Genomic DNA, 2,252 nt, shown 5'->3' with positions numbered 1-2,252 from the left:
TTTCCTCAAACAGACGAAGTCGGGCTTCACTGAAATCCTTCGATTATCAGAGCACCCTCTTCCTGAACAGATGATCTTGCCCTCCTTCTCTTCGGTTATCATGAAGCCGGGAATCATGCCGAATATCATGGGAATGAATATCAGCGCCAGGGGCACAAGGAAGCGAAGGCCAATGGCGAGATTGAGTGCTATGACTGGTGGTTCTGCCACAAGAAGCTCGAGTGAGCTTCTCTTCCTTTTCTGTTCACTCCAAGAAGATAAAAAGAAAGTGTTCAATCGCTTTCAATGTAAATTCCAATTGGGACTTTGGTATCACAAGTTCCTACATGGTAGGTGTATGTGCTGATTCCCAAATGGATGTATTCTGAAATGTCCTGGCCAACGCCATTCCACTCTCCATAATTTTGAATTCCCCCATATATATTAAGAGAGCTCGAAGATGTGTAGTGTATACCTGCGCTCAACCCTGCAGCCCATGGGGGAACGGCCCCACCGCTTAATGCCACTGCGAGGGCACCTATCGGAATCCCAACCCCGAAATCTGCCGAACATGCCCCGGAAGCATCCGAAATGAGATGGGCAAGACTTTTTGAGTCTCCGACTCCAAGGATAGTGGCATAGTTCATATCGGTCCCACTGTATATCCAGTTCATAATCTCTGAGTCTGGCAGTCCATTCCTGCTTCCTCCTACGATATCATTCTCTCCGATGGTCTCTATGTCATTGATGCCTTCCTGAATGCGCTCCTCTCCAGTAGGAACACAGTTGTGTATACTGGCAGTGCAGTAGTATTCCTTCTGGTGCAAATGATATGGTTTTGCATATATGTAAATATACCCCTTCTCGTTAGGTGCAAGGAGAATGCTACGCGAGAAGTAATACCTACCTGCCATGGTGTAGAAGTCGTTCCCGTATATGTCCAAACTTGGAGTGCTCTTCTCTGAAATTTTGTAACCATAAGCTACAGTAAGCCCAAATCTGGTGTAGTATTCTTTGATAATATCTATCCATGCGTTAACAATACCGGAACTAGAATATTTATTGTCAACAATCAGAACAGGCACTTTAATGTAATCTGAGGGCCTCCATGATAGGCTCCAGTCAGTTTTCCAGTAGTAGAACTGCCTGTTGGAACCCAACGGTGTCACATCACCGCTTTTCGTGCTGACCGTAATGGGAGATGAGGGCAATTTGTGCATGTTGATTTTCACAGTCTTCTTGATGTCCTTCGAGACCTCAGCGGTGTTGTAGTTAACCACGGTGAAACCCCTGTACAGCTTCCTATTTTCGTGATCTAGAACCCAGACCGAGATCATAAGTGAAGAACCAATGCCCTTAGGACATGCCCTTTTCCATTCATCAAGGACAGACTGAAACTTTTCATCGGAGAGAGGTATTTTGACTGTATTCCCCGAATCCCAGAACTTTAGCCAAGTGGGTTTTTCTAGGCTTCCTAAGAAAATTGTTCTGTATACTTCCCCTGTGGGAACCAGCGCATCTATCTGAACCTGAACCTCAACGTTCTCCGATATTTCTGTTAGGGGTCTTCCCTTCTCGTCAACTAGTGCAATTTGAATAGCTGGTGGCTGAAGGGCGTTTGCCAAGTATATCCCCATTGTTCCACTCACCAAAAATGTCAAAAACAGTGCTCCCATGATTCTTTTTGACACCATTTTGATCGCCTAATCGAGATTTGTATGTTATGTTGGGGCATTAATGCTTATAACTTTTTCTTTTTATTAGTACGTAATCATTTCCGCTTTTTTGTAGGTTAATGTAATTCTAACGGTAGTTTTGCTAACAACCTGAGTGAAAACAGGGGCGAGTAAATTAACGATCGATATATCGGAGCCCCTCCTTCTAAACAGCACCACGAGCGGGACGAGCCACGCGAGGTGGACCACAGCGGCAACTGGAAAAATCCGAGTAGTCCTAGGCAGGAATGCCCTCAAAGATCCTGTAAACCCAGTGGGTTGACAGGAAGATCGTGAACCTGCTCCAATCCGTAGAGAGGTCCCTCCAAACGACGACGAGCTTTATTGCCGGCGGGAGAGACAGCATCAACCAGATTATTTTTGAGACCGTTAGCGCCTGCACCCCTGACCCTCCGAGAACACCGTGATGAGCAGCCTGTGGATCTACACCTCGAGGAGGAAAAGGGCTATTAAGGTTAGGATATCCTTTTGAGGCATCTCTATGTCGAGGGTTCCGGGGCAATGGCGGTCATCAGCGCGGTGATTATTGAAGCCCAC

Annotated in this window: 2 protein-coding genes and 1 pseudogene; all 3 read right to left on the bottom strand. The window is 46.2% G+C overall.

Going from position 1 to position 2,252, the window contains the following annotated elements; translation table 11 throughout:
• A pseudogene (locus MV985_RS05940) lies at window positions 1-210 on the bottom strand (hypothetical protein); the annotation flags it as partial.
• A 62-nt stretch (window positions 211-272) separates the two neighbouring features.
• On the bottom strand, window positions 273-1,673 hold the full coding sequence (locus tag MV985_RS05935; protein ID WP_297464302.1) for a hypothetical protein: 1,401 nt from the start codon (window positions 1,671-1,673) through the stop codon (window positions 273-275).
• A 259-nt stretch (window positions 1,674-1,932) separates the two neighbouring features.
• Complete coding sequence (locus tag MV985_RS05930) at window positions 1,933-2,097, bottom strand: hypothetical protein (protein ID WP_297464300.1); 165 nt, start codon at window positions 2,095-2,097, stop codon at window positions 1,933-1,935.
• Window positions 2,098-2,252 lie beyond the last annotated feature (155 nt).

Source organism: Thermococcus sp. (assembly GCF_027012695.1).
Taxonomy (GTDB): Archaea; Methanobacteriota_B; Thermococci; order Thermococcales; family Thermococcaceae; genus Thermococcus.
This window is presented reverse-complemented; position numbering and strand designations above follow the sequence as displayed.

Excerpts from the sequence above, each read along its gene's own strand:
- MV985_RS05935 (WP_297464302.1), bottom strand. The coding sequence starts at position 1,673 with ATGGTGTCAAAAAGAATCATGGGAGCACTGTTTTTGACATTTTTGGTG.